The sequence below is a fragment of the Micromonospora sp. WMMD956 genome (assembly GCF_029626125.1).
In the GTDB taxonomy this organism is placed as follows: Bacteria; Actinomycetota; Actinomycetes; order Mycobacteriales; family Micromonosporaceae; genus Micromonospora; species Micromonospora carbonacea.
On sequence record NZ_JARUBI010000005.1, the window covers coordinates 2,533,602 to 2,550,777 of the forward strand.

The 17,176-nt window shown below is 74.7% G+C and carries 12 protein-coding genes; 1 reads left to right on the forward strand and 11 read right to left on the reverse strand.

What is annotated here, in order from left to right; genetic code table 11:
• Positions 1 to 4: 4 nt before the first annotated feature.
• The 11 genes from O7628_RS11690 to O7628_RS11740 form a co-directional block, all read right to left on the reverse strand.
• The gene (locus O7628_RS11690; protein ID WP_278130304.1) at positions 5 to 1,354 is read right to left on the reverse strand and encodes an MFS transporter; all 1,350 of its coding nucleotides are present in this window, start codon (positions 1,352 to 1,354) and stop codon (positions 5 to 7) included.
• A complete protein-coding gene (locus O7628_RS11695; RefSeq protein WP_278130306.1) occupies positions 1,351 to 2,910 on the reverse strand; it encodes an AMP-binding protein in 1,560 nt (519 codons plus the stop codon). The genes O7628_RS11690 and O7628_RS11695 overlap by 4 nt, the downstream gene beginning before the upstream one ends.
• The gene (locus O7628_RS11700; protein WP_278130308.1) at positions 2,907 to 4,022 is read right to left on the reverse strand and encodes an HAD-IIIC family phosphatase; all 1,116 of its coding nucleotides are present in this window, start codon (positions 4,020 to 4,022) and stop codon (positions 2,907 to 2,909) included. The genes O7628_RS11695 and O7628_RS11700 overlap by 4 nt, the downstream gene beginning before the upstream one ends.
• A 14-nt stretch (positions 4,023 to 4,036) precedes the next feature.
• Positions 4,037 to 4,999, reverse strand: coding sequence for a 3-oxoacyl-[acyl-carrier-protein] synthase III C-terminal domain-containing protein (locus tag O7628_RS11705; RefSeq protein WP_278130310.1), 963 nt, complete (start codon positions 4,997 to 4,999; stop codon positions 4,037 to 4,039).
• The gene (locus O7628_RS11710; protein ID WP_278130312.1) at positions 4,996 to 6,105 is read right to left on the reverse strand and encodes an acyl-CoA dehydrogenase family protein; all 1,110 of its coding nucleotides are present in this window, start codon (positions 6,103 to 6,105) and stop codon (positions 4,996 to 4,998) included. The genes O7628_RS11705 and O7628_RS11710 overlap by 4 nt, the downstream gene beginning before the upstream one ends.
• A complete protein-coding gene (locus O7628_RS11715) occupies positions 6,098 to 6,379 on the reverse strand; it encodes an acyl carrier protein (RefSeq protein WP_178066913.1) in 282 nt (93 codons plus the stop codon). Before O7628_RS11715 ends, O7628_RS11710 begins: the two co-directional genes overlap by 8 nt.
• Complete coding sequence (locus tag O7628_RS11720) at positions 6,376 to 7,224, reverse strand: 3-hydroxyacyl-CoA dehydrogenase family protein (RefSeq protein WP_278130314.1); 849 nt, start codon at positions 7,222 to 7,224, stop codon at positions 6,376 to 6,378. Before O7628_RS11720 ends, O7628_RS11715 begins: the two co-directional genes overlap by 4 nt.
• A complete protein-coding gene (locus O7628_RS11725; RefSeq protein WP_278130316.1) occupies positions 7,221 to 10,688 on the reverse strand; it encodes a thioester reductase domain-containing protein in 3,468 nt (1,155 codons plus the stop codon). Before O7628_RS11725 ends, O7628_RS11720 begins: the two co-directional genes overlap by 4 nt.
• The gene (locus tag O7628_RS11730) at positions 10,685 to 11,020 is read right to left on the reverse strand and encodes an acyl carrier protein (RefSeq protein ID WP_178066916.1); all 336 of its coding nucleotides are present in this window, start codon (positions 11,018 to 11,020) and stop codon (positions 10,685 to 10,687) included. The genes O7628_RS11725 and O7628_RS11730 overlap by 4 nt, the downstream gene beginning before the upstream one ends.
• Positions 11,017 to 14,016: a condensation domain-containing protein gene (locus O7628_RS11735; RefSeq protein WP_278130320.1), complete on the reverse strand. Its 3,000-nt coding sequence runs from the start codon at positions 14,014 to 14,016 to the stop codon at positions 11,017 to 11,019. The genes O7628_RS11730 and O7628_RS11735 overlap by 4 nt, the downstream gene beginning before the upstream one ends.
• A gap of 113 nt (positions 14,017 to 14,129) precedes the next feature.
• Complete coding sequence (locus tag O7628_RS11740; protein ID WP_347405156.1) at positions 14,130 to 16,013, reverse strand: non-ribosomal peptide synthetase; 1,884 nt, start codon at positions 16,011 to 16,013, stop codon at positions 14,130 to 14,132.
• Positions 16,014 to 16,600: 587 nt separating this feature from the next.
• On the opposite strand from O7628_RS11740, the gene O7628_RS11745 reads away from it, so the two are divergent.
• Complete coding sequence (locus O7628_RS11745) at positions 16,601 to 17,098, forward strand: flavin reductase family protein (protein ID WP_278130323.1); 498 nt, start codon at positions 16,601 to 16,603, stop codon at positions 17,096 to 17,098.
• The last annotated feature ends 78 nt before the right edge of the window (positions 17,099 to 17,176 follow it).

The window sequence follows — 17,176 nt, forward strand, 5'->3', positions numbered from 1 at the left end:
CCGGTCAGCTCCTGTCGGTCGAGAGGGGATCACCGGCCGCCTCGTCGCCGGACACCGTCGCCGGCTCGTCCGCTGCCGGCCTGGTCTCGGGCACCTTCGCCGGCTCGTCCGGCGCGGAGAAGCCGCTGCGGGTCGGGTCCTTGCGCGCCGCGCGCACCACGACGGGGGCGAGCAGGCCGGCGGCGCACATGACCGCGCCGAAGACGAGCCAGCCGGACCAGCCGAAGCCGATGATGAGCACGGTCGCGGCGAACGGGGTGATGGTGGAGCCGAGCTGCGTGGACATGCCGAACAGCCCCTGGTATTGGCCGTGGCTGCCCTCGGGGGCCAGCCCGTACGCCAGGGACCACGCCCCCGAGCTGTGCAGCATCTCGCCGAGCACGTGCACGAGGGCGCCGGCGAGCAGGGCCGCCACCGCGGCCCAGACGGGCAGGCCACCGGCGAGGGCGAAGAGCACGCAGCACGCGGCGAGCACCAGCCCGGCCCGCTGCCAGGCCCGCGCGCCACCGTCGAGGCGTTCCGCTCCCCGGCTGACGCGTACCTGTAGCAGTACCACGCAGATCGTGTTGATCACGAGGATGACGGGGTAGATCGCGGTGGGGGCCTCGGTGCGTTGCGCGATCCAGATGGGCAGCGCCACCGTCAGCAGCGGCCCGTTCATCACCAGCAGCGCGTTGAGCACGACGAACGCCGCGTACGGCCGGTCCCGCAGCACGACGAGGCTGGGCTGCGCCTCGGTGTTGCGGGTCGGCGGCACGACCGGCACCCGCAGGTAGGCCAGGCCGGCGACCGCGAACAGCGCACCCGCGAGGAGCAGCAGCGCCCGGTAGCCCGCCTGGGAGTCGAAGTAGAGCCCGATCCCGCCGATCACCGCGCCGAGGGTGACGCCCAGGTTGGCCACGGCGCGGAAGTAGGACCAGGCCCGGACCCGTTCCTCCGGCGGCACCACGCCGGCGACCAGCGCCCCCCGGGACGCGTCGGTGGCGGACTCGCCGGCCAGCACGAGACAGGCGACGGCGGTGAGCCACCAGAAGCTGGTGGCGAAGGCGTAGCCGCAGGTGACCAGCCCGAGCGCGAGCATGGCGAGCACGGTGGCGTTGCGCGGGCCGAAGATGTCGGCGGCGTGACCGGCCGGCACCGCGACCAGCATGCCGACCGCCGCCCCGATGGTCAGCGCCAGGCCGACCCTGGTCGCCGAGATCCCGATCGACGTGGTGAAGTACAGCACGCTTACCGACATGATGATGCCGTGCGCGGCGGTCTTGGCCAGGTTGCTCAGCGACACCACCCGCACCACGCCCGCGGGCGGGACGAGCTCGGCCGTCACGGCACGCAGCCGGGCGGTCGCCGTCACGCCGGGCCCGCCGTCGCCAGTTCCGCCACGGAGTCCCGCAGCACCCCCCGGTCGATCTTGCCATTGGCGTTCAGCGGCATGGCGGCCAGGTGGTGGAGCACCCGGGGCACCATGTGCAGCGGCACCTGCCGGCGCAGCCAGCGCCGCAACTGCGGCGCCTCCTCGCCCGTGTAGAAGCCGATCAATTCCGTCTCTCCTGTCCGGTTGACCGCGACGACGACGGCCTGGGTCACGCCGTCGTGCCGACGCAGCGCCGCCTCGATCTCACCGAGCTCGATGCGGTACCCGCGCACCTTCACCTGGTTGTCCAACCGGCCGAGGTGGACGAGGTTGCCGTCCTCGATGCGGACCCGGTCCCCGGTGCGGTAGTAGTGCTCGTCGGTGAGGCCGCCGCCTTCGTACGGTTCGGCGCCGTCGGGACCATACGTCAAGAATCGGCCGACATCGTCGCCGGAGTCCAGGTATCCGACGAACCGCTGCACCCCGCGTACGCACAGCTCGCCCTCCTGGGCCGCGTGGCCGTCCGCGCCGACGATCACGTGGTCGAGGAAGTCGTAGACCGGCCCGATCGGCACGGTGTCGTTGGAGGTCGCCGGCCACCGCAGCGGGTCGAGGTCCAGCCGGAACTCGGTGCAGGCCACCGTCAGCTCGGTCGGCCCGTACACGTTGGTGACGACGGCCCCCGGGGCGATCTCCTGCCACCGTTCGGCCTGCCGGTAGGTGAGCGGCTCGCCGATGAAGATGCTGTACCGCAGGTCGGTGACCTGCCCGGTGGGCAGGGTGCCCAGCTCGTCGCCGACCGAGACCACCGACGGCACGGAGAACCAGTGCGTGATCCGCCGGTCCCGCAGGTAGTCCACGGGGTTGAGCAGCTCGGCGCGGCGGGGCACGGCCAGGGTCGCGCCGCCGGCCCAGGTCACGAAGAGGTCGAACACCGACGGGTCGAAGGTGAGGTCGAAGGTGTGCGACACCCGCGCCCCCGGGCCCACGGCGAAGCGGTCGACGTTGTGGCGGACGTACGCCACCGCCGCGCGCTGCGGGACCGGCACCCCCTTGGGCCGCCCGGTCGACCCGGAGGTGAACAGGACGTAGGCCACGTCGTCCGGGCCGCCGCGGTAGCCGGCGAGGCTGACGCCGGTGCCGGCGAGCGCGCGGACCCGGTCGTCGTCGAGCGCGAGCACCGTCGGGGCGGCGTCGCCGAGGCCGTCGGCGAGTTGCGGCGCGCCGGACTCGTCGGCTACCAGCACGTCCACGCGGGCGAGGTCGCACACCCGCCGGTTACGCAGCACCGGGTAGCCCGGGTTGAGGGGGGTCACCGCCGCGCCGAGGCGCTGCGCGGCGAGGTAGCCGGCGAAGGCGGTGACGCTGCGCTGGGCGAGCAGCGCCACCCGGGCCGGCACGCCGCCGTGCCGGGCGACGATCTCCCCGGCCAGCGCGAGGGCGTGCCGGTGCAGATCCGCGTAGGAGACCTGGTCGCCCTCGACCTCCAGCGCGATCGCGTCCGGGTAACGGTCGACGGAGGCGGCGAACAGCTCGTAGAGGGTCGCCCCGGTCATGCCGGCACCACCTCCGACCAGTCCCGCAGCCCGGTGTCGGCGTCGTCGAGCGCCGGGGCGCGCAGCCGCAGCGAGGTCGGCCCGCAGGTGCGCTCGGGCCGCAGGTGCAGCAGTTGCACCCCCTCCTCGCCCGCCGGGCCCACGTCGGCCAGGCAGTCGCACGCGTCGTCGGCGAAGCCGGCGAACCGGTAGGCGACCTCCATGATCCGGTTGCGGTTCGTCGGCCGGAAGTCCGCGGCGAGGTGCACGCCGGCCCGCGCCGCCTGGTCACCGATCCAGCGCAGGATGATCGCGCCCGCGCCGAAGGACACCACCCGGCAGGAGGTGGCGAGCAGCTTCAGGTGCCACACGCCCGGGTGCCGGGCCAGCAGCGCCACCCCGACCGCGCCGTGCGGGCCGAACCGGTCGGTCATGCTGACCACCAGCACCTCGTGCCGCGGGTCGTCGAGCAGGCCGCGCAGCGTCGCGTCGGAGTAGTGCACGCCGGTGGCGTTCATCTGGCTGGTGCGCAGGGTCAGCTCCTCCAGGCGGGAGATGTCCTCGTCCCGAGCCCGGTCGATGACCATCTCCAGCTCCAGGCTGCGCAGGAACTCCTCGTCCGGGCCCTGGAAACCCTCCCGCGCGGTGTCCCGGCGGAACTTCGCCTGGTACATCTGCCGGCGGCGGCGGGAGTCCACCGTGACGGCCGCCGGGCTGAACTCGGGCAGGCCGGTCAGCGTCCCGGCCTGGTCGGCCCGGTAGCACCGGACCTCGGGCAACTGGTGGCCGATCTCGGCCAGCTCGGTCGGCTGGTCGTCGATGAACGCGATCGTGTTCAGGGCGAACTGGAGCTCGTCGGCGATCGCCCGGATCGAGTCCGGCTTGCGCCCCCAGCCGATCTGCGGGACGACGAAGTAGTCGGCCACGCCGAGTTCCACCAGCCGGGCCCACGCGTGCTCGTGGTCGTTGCGGCTGGCGACCGACTGGAGGATCCCCCGGGCGTCCAGGGTGGCGATGACCTCCCGCACCTCGTCGGGCAGGGTCACCTCGCCGTCCTCCAGCAGCGTGCCCCGCCACAGGGTGTTGTCCAGGTCCCAGACGAGACACTTCACCGTCGGTGGAGACTGGCTCACGGTCGTTCCCTTCGTCAGATGCGCCAGACCGTGGCCGCCCAGGCCGCCACGGGGCTGTTGTTGAGGACCAGGACGTGATCGCCGGGGCCGACGTCGCCACCGGCGAGGAGCCGGTCCAGGTTGAGCACGACGTCCATCGCGCCGAGGTGGCCGTACGCGGCGAGCTGGCGCTGGCAGACCGGGTGGATGGGCAGCCCGAGCAGGGACTGGTAGAAGCCGTACGCGCTCGCGGTCACGTTCTGCATGAGCGTCGCGGCGACGTCGGCCTTGGTGATCCCGGCGTCGGCGAGGACCGTCTCGACCATCCGGCCCAGCCGCTGCCGGCTGTGCAGGGCCAGCTCGAACCGGTAGCGGTCGGGCGACTCGCACTCCTCGCGCCACTCGTACCAGGGGGACTGCTTGTAGTCCACCCGGAACAGGTCGTGGAACGTGCCGTCGCTCTCCTGCCGGTGCGCCACCAGGGCCGGGCTGCCGCCGCGGACGATGGTCATCGCGTACGCCCCGTCGCCGATCACCGTCACCGGGAAGCGCACCCGGTCCACGCCGGTGGGGCGGCTGGCGTGTGCGATCAGCACGCTCTGCCGGCCCGGGTCGGCGACCAGGAGGTCCCGGGCCAGCGCCCAGGCGGCGCTGGAGCCGGTGCAACCGAGACCGTCCAGGGTGAAGGCGAACGCGCGGTCGAAGCCGCCGTCGAGTTGCAGCCGCCCCGAGTCGGAGCCGAGCAGGACGTCCGGCGCGCGCGACCCCACCATGATCAGCACGTCCGGGTCCAGCGGCGTCGCCTTGCCCAGCTCCTGACACGCCTGGACGGCGAAGTCCGTGGTCGGGGCGTCCGGGAACACGCCGACGCGGTCGATCCCGCAGGTGTCGACGAACTCGCGCTCCTCGGTCCGCAGCGCGTCGACCTCGGGCAGCCCGGCGACCGGGGTGGACCCCTCCGGCAGGACGCAGTGGATCGCCCCGATGCCGACGGTCATGACCAGGCCGCCAGCGCGTGGTCGGCCAGCATGAGCTGGGACATCTCGTTGCTCCCCTCGATGAGCTCCATGAGCTTGGCGTCCCGGTAGGCGCGGGCCACCGGGTGCCCGTCGCGGCTGCCGGCCGACGCGAGCACCTGCACCGCCGTGCTCGCCCCCTCGGCGGCCCGGGTGGCGGCGAAGTGCTTGGCCAGCACGGCGGCCATGACCAGGTCGGACGTCCGGGCGTCCCAGGCCCGGCTGGCGTGCTCGCACAGCCGGGTCGCGGCCTGCTCGGCGACCGTCAGCTCCGCCAGGTGCCGCCGCACGAGCTGGTGGGACGCGAGCATGGCCCCGCCCTGGGCCCGGGCGGCGGCGTGCCGGGCGGCCTCGGCCAGGCAACTGCGCAGGATCCCCACGCAGCCCCAGGCCACGGAGACCCGGCCGTACGTCAGCGCCGTGGTGGCGATCAGGCCAAGCGGCATGGCCGCCCCGCCGAGCACCGCGTCCCTGGGCAGGCGTACCCCGTCGAGGTGGACGTCGGCGTGGCCGGCGGCCCGGCAGCCGAGCGGGTCGGCCACCCGCTCGATGCGGACGCCCGGCGCGTCCGTCGGCACCAGCACCGCCGCCGCCTCGTCGCCGAAGCGGCCGAAGACCACCAGCAGGTCGGCGTACGCGCCGACGGTGATCCACACCTTCCGCCCGTCGACCCGCACGCCGGTGCCGTCCTCGCTGATCCGGGTGCTCATCGCGGACAGGTCGCTGCCCGCCCCCGGCTCGCTGAAGGCGACCCCGGCGAGGCTGCCGCTGGACAGCGCGGCCAGGTGGGCACGCCGCTGGGCGGCCGAGCCGAGGCGCAGGATGGTCCACGCCGCCATGCCCTGCGAGGTGAGGACGCTGCGCAGCGAGCTGCACCGGGCCCCGGTGGCGGCGGTCAGCTCGCCGTTGTCCAGGCTGGACAGTCCGAGGCCGCCGTACTCCTGGGGGATCTGCGCGCAGAGCACCCCCTTGGTGCCCAGCTCGCGCAGGGTCTCCAGCGGGATCCGGCCGGCGCGGTCCCAGGTTTCCGCGTGATCGCCGACGGCGGCGGCGACCAGCGCCGCCGCCTCCGACCACCGCTCAGCCATCGGAGTCCCCGCGCAGCCGCAGGACCAGCTCGGTCATCCGGTCGACCGTCCGGAAGTTGTCGAGCCGCAGGTCGGGCCCGCCGATGACGACGTCGAACGTCGACTCGATGTGCACCACCAGCTCCAGCGCGAACAGCGACGAGACCAGGCCGGCGGCGAAGATGTCGAGGTTCGGTTCGATGTCCTTCTTGGTCTGCCGCTCCAGGAACGCGGTGAGCTGGCCGCGGATCGATCCCGGGCTGAGGGTGTGCTGGTCGGTGGTGGATGAGCTCACTTGGTCCCCCTGTGCTCGTAGAAGCCACGCCCGGTCTTGCGCCCGAAGTCGCCGTCGGCGACCTTGGCCAGCAGCAGCGCGGATGGCTCGTAACCCTGGTCGCCCGTGCGGTCGCGGAGCACCCGCAGCGAGTCGACGACGTTGTCCAGGCCGATCAGGTCGGCGGTGGCCAGCGGTCCGGTGCGGTGCCCGAGGCAGCCGGTGAACAGCAGGTCGATCTCCTCCGGCGTGGCGAGCCCCTCGTCCGCGATCCGGGCCGCCTCGTTGATCATCCGTTGCAGCACCCGGTTGATGACGAAGCCCGGCCCGTCCCCGACCACCACGACCTCCCGGCCCATGCCGGTCAGGAAGTCCCGGGCGACGGCCAGCGCGGCCTCGGAGCTGCGCGGCCCCCGGACCACCTCCACCGTCTTGATCAGGTACGGCGGGTTCATGAAGTGGGCGCCGACGGTGCGCTCGGGGTGCGCGACCGAGCCGGCCAGCTCGTCCACCGGGATGGCGGAGGTGTTGGTGAGCACCAGCGCCTCCGGCCCGACGATCGCGGACACCTCGGCGAGCACCTTCGCCTTGACGTCGGCCAGCTCGGTGACGGCCTCGACGACCACGTCGGCGTCGGCGACGTCGGCCAGGTCCACGGTGGTACGCAGCTCGGCCACGTCCGTGCCGGTCTGCGCCCCCATCAGCCGGGCCAGCCGCAGGTGGCGGGTGACCTCGCCCCGGGCCCGGTCCAGCACGGCCCGGTCGACGTCGACCAGGGTGACCGGCAGGCCGTTGCCGACGGCGAGGGCGGCGATGGCGCTGCCCATCACTCCCGCGCCCAGCACGGCGACATGTCGCTGCTTCATACCCGCTCCTCGATCGCGTTGACGTCATCGCCCCGCCGCCCGGCGGGACCGGCCTGCCGTCCGGCCGGTCCGGCACCGCCGCCCCGTCCCGCCAGGTCGGGCAGGAGCGCGGCGAACTCCTCGTGGCGTCCGGCCAGGAACTCCAGGCCCCGGCGCAGCTGCTCGGGGGTGACTGCCGCGGAGAGGCCCTGCTTGCGCAGCCAGGGCTGCCAGCCCCGGACCTGCACGTCGTCCTCGGCCAGCTCGTGCCCCTCCAACTCGTAGAGGGCCACGGCCGACATGACCTCGCTGCCCCCGTCCAGCGCGCGCTCGGCCACCCGCCGCTGCCACTGCGGCAGCGGCATCGGCTCGGTCGCGAGCCCGGCCCGGCCGAGCATGTCGAACAGCTCCCGGGTGCTGATCGAACGCTCGTCGGCCAGGTGGTAGACCCGGCCGACCGACGACGGCGACAGCGCCAGCGACACGACCGCCCGGGCGACCACGTCGACCGGGGAGACCGGCTCGGCGCGCTCGTCGGTGGGGTGGGCGCCGATGGCGATGCCGCTGGCGAGCATCCGCCACACCAGGTCCTTGTTGTTGCAGGCCCCGGTGTCCCGGGCCGCCATGATCAGGCCGGGCCGGAACACCCGGCCACGGATGCCGGCCTCCTCGGCCTTCTCCAGCAGCCGCTCGCCGACCCACTTGCTGACCCCGTAGCCGCCCAGGTCGGAGTGCAGGGGCTGCCTGCGGGTCTCCAGGCGGGTGCCCGCCGTGCCCGACCCCGCGCCGGTCGCGGCCAGCGTCGACACGTAGCTGAAGTCGCGGATGCCGTGCCGGCACATCCAGTTCAGCAGGCCCGCCATCGGCAGGACGTTGTCCTCCCGCAGCGTCCGGTACGGCTCGGTGAAGACCACCCGGGCCGCGCAGTGCAGCACGTGCCCGACCTGGTCGGCGAGTTCGCCGTCGAGGTCCCCGGCGTCCGTGCCGGCGAAGGCCCGCAGGTCCGCCGGGACGACGCGGACCAGCTCGGGGTCCGGCTCCGGCAGGGCCAGACGCGCGGCGGTCTCCCGCAGCCGCCGCATGCCCGCCTGCTCGTCGGCCGCCCGCACGACGCAGTGGACGCGCCGGCCGGCGCGCTGCAACTCGTGCAGCAGGAACGCGCCGAGGTAGCCCGCCGCGCCGGTGAGCAGCACGTCCCGGCCCGGGGCGCGACGTGGGGCCAGCGGCCCGATCGGCAGCGCCAGGTCCGCGTCGATCAGCTCGCCGTCCCGGTCGGCCGCGCTCTGCCGGTCGGGGGTGACGCCGGCCCGGACGATCCCGGCGAGCCGGCGTACGGTGGCCCGGCTGCCGCCGGCCCGGTGCAGGTTGATCAGCACGCCGTACTGCTGCTGGATCCGCAGCACCATCTGCACGGACAGCAGCGACGTGCCGCCCAGCGCGCCGAACTCGTCGTCCAGCCCGACGTCGCCCCGGTCGAACAGCTCCCGCCAGATGCCGGCGACGCTCTCCTCGATGGAGTCCCCCGCCGCCGGCTCCGCGCCGACGGGCGTGGGCGTCGGTTGCCGGCGGAACACGTCGAGGTGGTCCAGCGGCCAGTACCGCTTGCGCTGGAACGGGTACGTCGGCAGGCGCAGCCGCCGCCCCCGGCCGCCGCTGGCCGCCTCCCAGTCCACCGGCACGCCGTGCAGCCAGGCGGTGCTCAGCGCCTCGTCCCAGCCGTCGTCACCGGCGGGCACCAGGACGCCCCGCGAGTCGGCCAGGCCGGCGTCGTCACCGGTCCCGCCCAGCACCACCGCGTACCGGTCCCCGGCGAGGTCGAGCCGGTCGACCACGGCCGCGCCGGGCAGCACTGCCCGCAGCGCGGCCAGCCTCGCGGGCTCCGCCTGCTCCCCCGCCACGATCACGGCGGTGCGGCGGGCGGCCCGCACGGTGCGCACGGCCGGGGGGCGGGGCAGCCGCAGCGCCGCCGCGAGCCGGTCGGCCGGCGCGGTCACCACCCGCCGCTCGTCGAAGACGGCCCGCCCGACCCGCAGCGTGTACGCGACGTCCGCCGCCTGCGCGGGGTCGCTGTCGATCCGGTCGGCCAGCGCCCGGCACAGCTGGTCCAGCTCCACCCGGCTGCGGGCGGAGACGTTCAGCCGGACGACGGGCGCAGCCGGCGCGGGCCGCCGGACCGGCGCGGGCGGGGCGGCCACCACCATCGTGGCGTTGGTGCCGCCCACGCCCATCGAGTTGACCAGCACCAGCCGGTCCGGCTCGGGGCACTCGCGGCGGGTGGTGGTGACGAAGAACGGGCTCTTCTCCAGCTCCGCCGGGTCGCGGGCCACGTCGAACGTCGGGTGCGGGGGCAGCGAGCCGGTGCCGGCCACGTGGATCGCCTTGATCAGCCCGGCGATGCCGGCGGCCGGGCCGAGGTGCCCGATGTTGGACATCACCGAGCCGAGGCCGCAGTAGCCCACCTCGTCGGTGCTGCGCCGGAACGCCTCGGTCAGGGCCAGCAGCTCGATGTGGTCGCCCAGCGGCGTGCCGGTGCCGTGGGCCTCGACGTAGCGGACCGCGTCGGCGGAGACGCCCGCGACCGACAGCGCCGCCGCGATCACGTCGGCCACCCCGTCGAGGTTCGGGGCGGCGTAGCCGAGGCGCGCGCCGCCGTCGTTGCCGACCGCCGAGCCGCGCAGGACGGCCAGCACGGGGTTGCCGTCGGCGAGCGCGTCGGCGAGCCGGCGCAGGGCCACCACCCCGACCCCGGAGCCGTACGTGGTGCCGCTGCTGCTCGCGTCGAAGGAGCGGACGTAGCCGTCCTCGGAGACCCACGCCCCGGGGATCGGCTGGTAGCCGAGCAGCGGCTCCACGACGGTCGCGCCGCCGGCGAGGACCACGTCGCACTCCCCGGCGAGCAGGCTCAGCATGCCGTAGTGCACCGCGTACAGCGACGAGGAGCAGCCCGTCTGGACGCTGACGGACGGCCCGCGCAGGCCGAGCTTGTAGGCCGTCCGCGAGGTCATGAAGTCGGCCTGCCCGCCGACGGTCAGGTCGAGGTCGCCGATCGCGGCGGCGAGCCCGTGGTCGCGGACCTTGGCGGCGAAGACGGCCGCCGAGTAGTTGCCGGCGGCGCTGCTGGCGAACACGCCGGTCACCAGGCGGTCCGCGCCGGGCGCCAGGCCCGCCGACTCCAGCGCCTCCCAGCAGGACTCCAGGAAGATGCGCTGCTGCGGGTCGATGGCGTCGACCTCGCGGGGGGTGTAGCCGAAGAAGTCGGCGGCGAAGTCGGCCACCCCCGGCAGGGTCGCGCCGACCCGGACGAAGCCCGGCTGGCGCGTCTCCTCCTCGGTGTGGCCGGCCGCGCGCAGTTGCTCGTCGGTCAGCTCCCGCATCGAGACGACGCCGGTGTCGATGTTGCGCCAGTACTGCTCGGGGTTCCACGCGTCGGGGAAGCGGCAGGCCGTCCCGACGACGGCGATGTCGGTGTCGGAGATCTCGGTCATGACGGTCGGGGCACCTCCGCCGTGCGGGCCCGGCCGAGCAGGGCGCGGCGCTGGCTGGCCCCGGTCACCTGCTGCCGGGGCTCCTCGCCGCCGCCGGCCAGCAGCCTGGCCTGCGCCCGGATCGTGGCGTGCTGGAACAGGTCGGCCACCCGCAGCGACCGCTCGGTGAGCTCGTGCAGGTCCTCCCAGAGCATGATGAGCAGCAGCGAGCTGCCGCCGGCCTCCAGGAAGTTCTGGTCCGGGTCGAGGCTGCCGGGATCGTCGACGTCGAGCACCTCGGCCCAGGCGGCCCGGACCCGATCGAACAGTTGGTCCTCCGTCAGGGTGGTCAATGTCCCTCCAGTGGTCGAGCGGTGGGCTGCCGGATGAGGTCGTCCGCCGCGGCGGTGACCGCGTGCAGGACGGCGTGCGCGGTGGCGGGGTCGAAGAGGGCGGCGGAGTACAGCAGCTCCCACCGCAGGTCCTGCCGCCGGTCGACGACGGTGAGTTCGAGCTCGTACTTGAGGTGCAGCGGGTCGAGCGGGCGGACCGTGGCGGTGACGTCCGGCCCGAGGTCGGGAGGTGCCAGTTCGCCGTCGGCGGCGCTGAGGTAGACCGGCGTCACCGGGGGGCGACCGAGGTCACGGTCGGGATGCAACGCGGCGGCGACCGCGTCGAACGGTGCCGCGGAGTGCCGGAAGCTGAGGTTCGCCGCGTCCCGCACCCGGGCCAGCAGCTCCTGCCAGGTCGGCTCGCCGCTGGTGTCGGCGCGCAGCACGAGCGTGTCGATGAACAGGCCCACCGCGTCGGCGCTGCGCGCCCCCGTCCGCTGCGACCACGGGAAGGCGAACAGGAAGTCGCGCTGGCCGCCGACCCGGGCCAGCGCCACCGCCAGCAGCGCGGCCGAGACCATGAACATCGTGCAGCCGGCGTCCGCCGCGACCTTGCGCAGCAGGTCGGCGCGGGTCGGGTCGAGGTCGTACGCCAGCCGGCCCGCCCGGGTCTCCTGGGTGTCGCCGCGGCCCCTGTCGTACGGCAGGGCCACGTCGACCGGCGCGCCGGTGAGCGCCTCCACGACCGCGCGGGTGTCGGCCTGCGCGGCGTCGTCGGGGTCGGTGTGGCCCGTCCCGGGCACCGGCTCGGGCAGGTCCTCGCCCCGGTAGGCCGCCGCGATCTGGCGCAGCAGCAGTTGCCGCGACCAGCCGTCGAAGACGATGTGGTGGACGACGACGACGAGGGTGACGCCCCGCCCGCCCCGGTCCAGCAGGTGCGCCCGGGCGGGGGCGGCGCGGGCCAGGTCGAAGCCGGTCCAGCTCCACTCCGCGACGGCCTCGCGCGCCTGCTCGTCGGTCCAGTCGGCGGCGTCCACCACGGTGACGTCACCGGCCGGGCCGTCCGTGCGGTGGTAGACCCGGCGCTGCCGGCGGTCGAGCTCGAAGCGGGCCCGCAGCGCCGGGTGCCGGGCGAGCACGGTCCCGACGGCGGCGCGCAGCCGCTCGACGTCGACGCCACCGGCGAGGTCCACCACCGTGGGCACCAGGTACGCCTGCCGCAGCCACGGCAGGCGGTCGACGGACCAGAAGCGTTGCTGCGCGGGGCTGGTGGCCTGCCGGCCGTCGCTTCCCGTCGGCGGCGCGGCCGCCACCCGGGGCGGGGCCGCGAGGAGCCGGGCCAGCCCGGCCACCGTCGGGTCGGCCAGGAAGTCCCGCGCCGACAGGACGGTGCCGTCCTGGCGTTCGATGCGGCGCAGCATCGTGACGACCAGCAGGGAGTGGCCGCCGAGGGCGAAGAAGTCGGCCGCCGGGGTCAGCCCGGCGGCGACCGCCTCCGGCGGCTCGTCGACGAGGTCGGCCAGCGCCACGGCGAAGCACTCGGCGGCGCGGCGCAGCGCGCCCTCGGGCACCGGGGCCGCCCCGGCCGTGGCGGGCGTCGCGTCCGGCGCGGCCGCCGTCGCCCACGCCGGGTCCGGCCCGAACCGGGCCAGCTCCGCCAGGGGCACGGCGTACCGTTCCGTCACGGCCCCGAGCAGCCCGAGGTACGCCTCGGCCAGCGCCGTCACCACCGGCCGGGGGTAGCGGGCCAGGTCGTGCTCCCAGCGCGCGTACCAGCCGTCGGCCCGCTCCTCGACGGTGAGCATCAGGTCGAACTTGGCGGTGCCGTTGGGCAGCACCTCGGGCAGCGCCCAGCGCACCGGCACCTCGGGGCCGGGCACGGGGAAGTTCTGCAACGCGAAGGCGACCTCGACCAGCTCGGCCCGGGCCGCGGCGGTGAGCCGGTGGTACGGCAGGCGCTGGTAGAGCAGGGTGCGGAACGCCTCGCCCCGGGCCTGGGCGCACAACTGCGCGAAGTCGTCCGCGCCGCCCAGCGCCGCCCGCAACGGCACGGTGTTGACGAAGAAGCCGACGACGTCGTCGGCCTCGGGGCCGGGCCGGTTGGCGGCGATCACCCCGTAGCGGAAGGTGTCCCGCCCGGACCAGAGGCTCAGCAGCACCTGGAACGCGGTGCCGAACAGCACGAACGGCGTGACGCGGTGTTCGGCGGCCAGTGCGGTGGCGCGGTCCCAGAGCCCGGCGGGGAGGGCGGTGACGACCTCGCCGCCCGCCCGCTCCACCGCGCGGCCGGGGGCGGCGGGCAGCGCCCCGGCGAGGGTGAGCCCGGGCCCGGCGGCGAGGAGTTCCGCCGCCCGCTCCGTCACCGCGGCGCGCGTGTCGGGTCGGCTGCCCGCCTCCCGGTCGCGCCGGGCCAGCTCGGCGAAGCGGACCCCGACGGCGGGCAGCCGGGGCGGCCGGCCGTCGACGCCGGCCGCGTAGGCCGTGGCGAGGTCGGCGCAGAGCCGCCCCATCGACCAGCCGTCGAAGGCGATGTGGTGCAGGACGAGCAGCACCGCGTCCCCGCCGGTGAGGCCGGTGAACGCGACGCAGCGCAGCACCTGGCCGGTGGCGAGGTCGAGGGGCTCGGCGCAGAGCCGGCGTACCTCGTCCTCGACGTCGGCCCAGGAGCCGCCGGGGGCCCGGACCACCCGGACCGGGACGTCGGCCGCCGGGCCGACGAACTGCTCCGGCTCGTCGCCGCGCAGCCGGTAGCCGGTGCGCAGGGGCTCGTGCCGGGCCACCACCGCGGTCAGCGCGACGCCGAGCACCGCCGGGTCGACCCGGCCCTGCCAGCGCAGCAGCACGGGGACGAGGTAGGTGGCCGCGCCGGGGGCGGCCGCGTCGATCAGCCACAGTCGTTCCTGCGCGAGGGACAGCGGGGCGCACTCCGGGCTGTCGGCCGCCGGGTGGCCGTTCTGTGGGAAGTCCGCGCGTGGGATATCGGTCTCCCGCGCCGACCCGGGCGCTCGGGTGTCCATTCGGGTTCCTTCCGTTGGCTGCGCTCGCCGGGGTCGACCCGGCGACCGCTTCACGCGTCGGCGTGCTCCGGACGGTCGCTCAGTGCGTGCGGTCGATCAGTGCGTGTAGTCGCTCAGTGCGTGCGGTCGAGCGCGACCCTGATCTGGTCGGCCAGGTGGGCGAACGACTCGGCCAGCAGCACGTCGTGCGGCTCGGACCGGACGCCGAGGCGGTCCTGGACCCGCCCGGCGAGCTGGACGGCCATGATCGAGTTGCCGCCCATCTCCAGGAAGTTGCGGGTCGCGGTGGGCTCGCTGCCGACCACGTCCCGCCAGATCCCCCGGAGAGCGGCGGTCACCGGATCGGCCTCAACGCCGCCGTCGGCGGTGCCGGCCACGGCGGCCGCGCCGGCACCGGTGGTGGCGGCGGTGTCGGTGTCGGCCCCCGGCGCGGCCGGGTCGGGGGCTGCGGCCTCCGGGCCGGACTCCGCCAGCAGCCGGGCGATCGCGGCCCGGTCGACCTTGCCGGTCGGCCCGGTCGGCGGCCGGTCGAGCGGCACCCACCGCGACGGCACCATGTAGTCGGGGACCCGCTCCGCCAGCCGGCGGGCCAGCTCGGTGCGGTCCCACCGCCCGGCCGCCGGCACGACGGCGACGGCGAGCAGCGCCTGCGGCCCGTCGCCGAGCTTCTCGGCGAACGCCGCGTCGGCCAGGCCGGTGGCGGTGATCGCCAGCTCGATCTCGTCCAGCTCGATGCGGAAGCCCCGCACCTTCACCTGCCGGTCCCGCCGGCCCAGCACCTCGACGAGACCGTCGGGAAGCCGGCGGGCCAGGTCGCCGGAGCGGTAGAGCCGCCCGTCGTCGCCCGGCCGGGTGACGAACCGCTCGGCGGTCAGGTCGGGACGGCCCAGGTAGCCCAGGGCGACGCCGGGCCCCCCGATGCACAGCTCGCCGACCTCGCCCGCGGGGACCTCGGCGAGGTCCGGGCCGAGCACGTACAGGCTGGTGCGCTGGAGGGGGCGGCCCACCGGCACCCGTTCCCGGCCCGCCAGGCTCTCCAGGGTGCAGTCGTGGTACGCGGCGAAGGTGGTGGTCTCGGTCGGGCCGTACCCGTTGACCAGCCGCGCGGGCGGCGAGCCGGCGAGCACCCGGCGCGCGGCGGACAGGTCGAGCTGCTCGCCGCCGACGAGGACGGTGCCGACGGTCCGCAGCGCGGCCGGCCGTTCCCGGGCGATCATGTGGAACAACGAGGTGGTCAGGAACAGCACGTCGATCGACAGGCCGGCCAGGTGCGCCGTCCACTCGTCGAGGGGCAGGTCGGTCACCGCGGGCAGGGGCACCACGCAGCCACCGGCGGCGAGCGCGCCCCAGACCTCGAAGGTGCTGGCGTCGAACGCCGGATTCGAGGTGTGGGCGACGCGGTCGCCGGGCGCGACGGTGCAGAACAGCGGCTCGACCACCAGTCGGGCCACCGCCCGGTGCGGGACCACGACCCCCTTCGGCTCGCCGGTCGAGCCGGACGTGAACATCACGTAGACCGGATCGTCCGCGTCGACCACCGGGTCCGGGTCGGCGCCGGGTGCGGCCGGGCCGATCGGGTCCGGGCCGGACGCGGTCGGGTCGCCGGCCACGGCCGGGTCGACGCGCCGGGCGGTGCCGAGCCACGGCTCGTCCCGGTCGGCGATCACCACGGAGACGCCTGCGGTGTCCAGCGTCCGGCGCACCCGGTCCACCGGTGCCGCCGGGTCGACCGGCAGGTACGCCGCGCCGGCACGCGCCACCGCGAGCATCGCCACGATCAGCGACCGGCCGCGTGGCAGGGAAAGGGCCACCACCTCGCCCCGGCCGACGCCCAGCCGGCGCAGGTACGCGGCCAGCGCGCCGGAGGACCGCCACAATTGCGCGTAGCTCGTCGCTTCTTCGCAGGTCGGATCGATAATGGCCGGGCTGTCCGGTCGACTCTGGACCCAGCGCTCCACGAGTGACGGAACCGACCGCGAACAATCTGCTGGCAACACATTCCCCCCTGAATGCGCTAGCGACAACGAGCGGGAACATCATGGATGACAATGGCTTCCCGCGGCAGTCCCGCGTCACGTTACCAAGATGCCACGGAGGGCAATAGTGATCCACCTCACAGCAGCTCGCCCGGCGCGAGCGGGCCGCCCGGGGTGAAAATGGACCGAATCGCACCGGATCCGGTGACCCAACGTGAATAGCTGAAGCCGCTACGCATCGTTCCGACCGCCGGCCCGCCGCGCCACAACGCCACCTCAGAACAGCTATGACCAGCAATTTCCCGCCACCGCCACCGCCCCGCCCGGGCACCTCGGAACACGCCGCCGAGCCACATTACGGAGGGTAACCGGCCTTCGGGACTGGCCGGAGTCCGTTATCATCGCGGACACTTCAATCGTGGAGCGCACCCCGACACCGGCAATTCCGGACCATCCTCGAATGGTTCGTCGCGCCACCTGCATTAATGCTGGCCAAACCCGGCCTTGCGCTGACGTGTCACATTCACGTCGGCCAACGGGTCGATCTCCCCGTGCCCGCCTCAGGTGATCGCGCGGGCCGGCGGCGACCGGAACGGGAGGACAGGCTCGTGAACCCATCCACGTCAACGATCGATACAGCCCACTTCCGCTACGTACTGGGGCATTTCGCCACCGGTGTCACGACGGTGACGGCCCTCGACCCCGCGTCCCGCCGGCCGGTCGGCCTCACCGTGAACTCGTTCGCGTCCGTCTCGTTGCGCCCGCCGCTGGTCTCCTTCTGCGTCAGCCGGGACAGCGGGAGCTGGCCGGTCATGCGCACCGCCGACCGGCTCTGCGTGAACATCCTCGGCGTCGAGCAGCGGGCCGTCTGCGAACGCATGGCCGCCCCCCGGGTCGACCGGTTCCAGGGCCTCGACTGGGAGCTGTCCCCCGGCGGCGCTCCGGTGCTGGCCGGCGTGGTGGCCTGGGTGGAGGGCGCGGTGGAGGCCGAACACGACGCCGGCGACCACGTCATCGTGGTGCTGCGGGTGCACCACCTGCACGGCCAGCCGGACGGGCAGCCCCTGCTGTTCCTCGGCGGCCGGTACGGCCGCTTCGCCCACTGAGCGCGACGGCGCGCGCACCCCGGGCGGCGGAGGCCCGGCCGCCTCCTGCCCGGGGAGGAGGCGCAGGTCGTCCCTGGG